This window comes from Streptomyces glaucescens (genome assembly GCF_002154375.1).
In the GTDB taxonomy this organism is placed as follows: Bacteria; Actinomycetota; Actinomycetes; order Streptomycetales; family Streptomycetaceae; genus Streptomyces; species Streptomyces glaucescens.
On the sequence record NZ_MUND01000853.1, the window covers coordinates 1 to 3,277 of the forward strand.

Here is a 3,277-nt window from a genome sequence, read left to right on the forward strand (position 1 = left end):
GCCCTCCCTGCCCGCGCCGAAGCCGCGTACCGGCCTCACCGGCGAGCCGGTCGCGCTGCGGGGAGGGCCGGAGCCCGCACCGCGCCCCGCGGCGGAGGACGGACAGCAGAACCGGGAACCGGCCGGCAGCCCGTTCGCGTACGCGCCGTACGGCAACGCGCTCCACGGCGTCTCCTACGTGCCGCTGCCGGTCCTCGACCGGCACCGCATGCGGGTCAGATCCTGACTCCGCCGGCCCGGAGATAGGCCACCGGGTCGACGTCCGAGCCGAACCCCGGCCCGGTCCGCACCTCGAAGTGCAGGTGCGGGCCCGAGCTGTTCCCGGTGGAGCCCGCGCGGCCGATGCGCTGGCCGCCGCTCACCGACTGCCCGGCCTTCACGGAGATCGCCGACAGATGGGCGTACTGGGTGTAGCGGCCGTCGCCGTGCCGGATGACCACCTCGTAGCCGAAGGAGCCGCCCCAGCCCGCGCTGACCACCCGGCCCGGCGCGACGGCCTTGATCGAGGTTCCGGTGGGCACCGGGAAGTCGACACCGGTGTGATAGCCCTTCGACCAGCTGGAACCGGTCGCCCGGTACGGGGTGCCGAGGGCGCCGCTCACCGGCGCGACGAGGGAGCCGTCCCGCCCTTGCGTGGCCCCGGGGCGGGAACCGGACGTCGTGCCCGAGGGCGCTCTGGTCTCCTCCTCGGGCTCTTCCTTCGGCTCGGCCGCGGGGGCGGTCGTCGTGCCGCCGGACGCCTTGCCGCGCAGGCTGAGCCGCTGCCCCGGGACGATCAGGTCGGGATCGGCCCCGATGGTCGTGCGGTTCGCCGCGTACAGGCCCTGCCAGCCGCCCTTGACGCGCCGCTCGGCGGCGATCGCGGAGAGCGTGTCGCCGCGCACCACGGTGTACATCTCGGCCCGGCCGGCCCGCGACTGGGGCGTGGTCTGCGGCCGCACGTCGGCGACCGAGGTCCGCGCGGTCCGCGGCGAGACGCCGCCGTCGGGCCGGATGCCCGGGCTCTCGCCGCCGCGCGTCAGCCCGGCCTCCTGCGAACACGCCGGCCAGGCGCCCGGCCCCTGCCCGTCGAGCACCTTCTCGGCGACGGCGATCTGCTGGTCCTTGGTGGCCAGGTCCGCGCGCGGCGCGTACGCCGTGCCGCCGTAGGCCTCCCAGGTGGACTGGCTGAACTGCAGCCCGCCGTAGTAGCCGTTGCCGGTGTTGATGTTCCAGTCGTTGGTCGACTCACAGGCGGCGACCTTGTCCCAGGTCGCCACGTCGGCCGCCTGTGCGGCGCCGGCACCGACGAACGGAAGGGCCATTCCGGCCCCGCCCGCCGTGACGGTGAGTGAGGCGCGGTTGATCCTGTTCGGCTGATACCGGCGGTGCCGGCCGCGTACGGCCATGAAGTGCCCCCCTAGACGCGCGTCAGGAGGGCCAAAAGTATGCGGCCGTAACAGGCCATGACAAGACAGCAATCGGCCGCGTCCCGCTCGGCCGGAAGCACCCTTTCGCACCGGGATGTGACGTCCGATCAGGCGCTGCACACGCCGAGCGCGTCCCGTCTCGATGAGCGTTCCTGCCTTCCCGCCCGTATCTGGCGAAGTGCCCCGCACGGCAAGCCTCCGGTGTGCGTTCGACGCACCAGCACGTCAGGATGGCCGGAGGGAACGTCGAGCACCACCGCCACCACGATGTCGGACGACTAGGAGCCCAGCGTATGAGCACGTCAGCCCAGATCGGCGTCACGGGACTCGCGGTCATGGGCCGCAATCTCGCCCGCAACTTCGCGCGCAACGGCTACACGGTCGCGGTGCACAACCGGACGGCGGCGCGGACCCGCGCGCTGGTCGAGGAGTTCGGCGGCGAGGGCGAGTTCGTCGCGGCCGAGACCGCCGAGGAGTTCGTGGCGGCGCTGGAGCGGCCCCGCCGGCTGGTCGTCATGGTGAAGGCGGGCGAGCCGACCGATGCCGTGATCGGGGAGTTCGCCCCGCTGCTGGAGCCGGGCGACATGATCATCGACGGGGGCAACGCGCACTTCGCCGACACCCGGCGCCGGGAGGCCGAACTGCGCGAGCGCGGCATCCACTTCGTCGGCACCGGCATCTCCGGCGGCGAGGAGGGCGCGCTCAACGGGCCGAGCATCATGCCGGGCGGCTCGAAGGAGTCGTACGCCGCGCTCGGCCCGATGCTCGAGAAGATCTCCGCGAAGGCGGCGGACGGGGCCCCCTGTGTCACCCATGTCGGGCCCGACGGCGCCGGGCACTTCGTGAAGATGGTGCACAACGGCATCGAGTACGCCGACATGCAGCTGATCGGTGAGGCGTACCAGCTGCTGCGCGACGTCGCCGGGTACGAGCCGGCGCGGATCGCGGAGATCTTCCGCACGTGGAACACCGGCCGTCTGGACTCCTACCTGATCGAGATCACCGCCGAGGTGCTGTCCCACGTGGACGCCGCCACGGGCCGGCCGTTCGTGGACGTGGTGCAGGACCGGGCCGAGCAGAAGGGCACCGGCCGCTGGACCGTGCAGATCGCCCTCGACCTGGGGGTTCCGGTCTCCGGGATCGCGGAGGCGGTGTTCGCGCGGTCGCTGTCGGGGCACGCGGCGCTGCGCGAGGCCTCGCGCGGGCTGGCGGGACCGGCACCGTCCCCGCTGGACGAGACGGAGGCCGCCGCCTTCGCGGACCGGGTGGAGCAGGCCCTCTACGCCTCGAAGATCGTGTCGTACACCCAGGGCTTCCACGAGATCGCCGCGGGCAGCGAGGAGTACGGCTGGAGCATCGACCTCGGGCAGGTCGCCGCCATCTGGCGCGGCGGCTGCATCATCCGCGCGGCGTTCCTGGACCGGATCCGCGCGGCGTACGACGCCCGCCCCGACCTGCCGAGCCTGCTGTCCGACGAGACGTTCGCGCGGGAGATCGCGGCGGCGCAGGACGACTGGCGGGACGTGCTGGTCGCGGCGACCCGGCAGGGGGTGCCGACACCGGGGTTCGCGGCGGCGCTCGCGTACTACGACGCGCTGCGCGCGGAGCGGCTGCCCGCAGCGCTGACGCAGGGGCAGCGGGACTTCTTCGGGGCGCACACGTACCGGCGGACCGATCGCGAGGGGTCGTTCCACACGCTGTGGGGCGGGGATCGGTCGGAGGTCACCGCGTAGGGTCTTGGGTCTTTGGTCCTGAGTCTTGGGTTTGGTCCTGAGTCTTGGGTCTTGGGTCTTGCCGTCGACGGCGGACGCGGGTGCGGGTGCGGGCACGTGGGCGGGTTCTCGCGCAGTTCCCCGCGCCCCTGAGGG

General features: G+C 73.1%; 2 protein-coding genes and 1 pseudogene. 2 read left to right on the plus strand and 1 reads right to left on the minus strand.

The window, feature by feature from the left end:
* Nucleotides 1–226, plus strand: a pseudogene (locus CCN42_RS43030) (hypothetical protein); the annotation flags it as partial.
* Here the strand turns inward: CCN42_RS43030 and CCN42_RS38365 are convergent.
* Entirely contained in the window at nt 216–1,388 is a 1,173-nt protein-coding gene (locus CCN42_RS38365; protein WP_086741846.1) for a transglycosylase family protein, read from the minus strand. The pseudogene CCN42_RS43030 and the gene CCN42_RS38365 overlap by 11 nt on opposite strands.
* Before the next feature lie 314 nt (nt 1,389–1,702).
* Between CCN42_RS38365 and gndA the strand changes: the two genes are divergently transcribed.
* Nucleotides 1,703–3,142 (plus strand): NADP-dependent phosphogluconate dehydrogenase, encoded by a 1,440-nt coding sequence (gene gndA / locus CCN42_RS38370; protein WP_086741847.1) that lies wholly within the window; start codon nt 1,703–1,705, stop codon nt 3,140–3,142.
* Nucleotides 3,143–3,277 lie beyond the last annotated feature (135 nt).

Excerpts from the sequence above, each read along its gene's own strand:
- CCN42_RS38365 (WP_086741846.1), bottom strand. The coding sequence starts at position 1,388 with ATGGCCGTACGCGGCCGGCACCGCCGGTATCAGCCGAACAGGATCAAC.
- gndA (WP_086741847.1), top strand. The coding sequence starts at position 1,703 with ATGAGCACGTCAGCCCAGATCGGCGTCACGGGACTCGCGGTCATGGGC.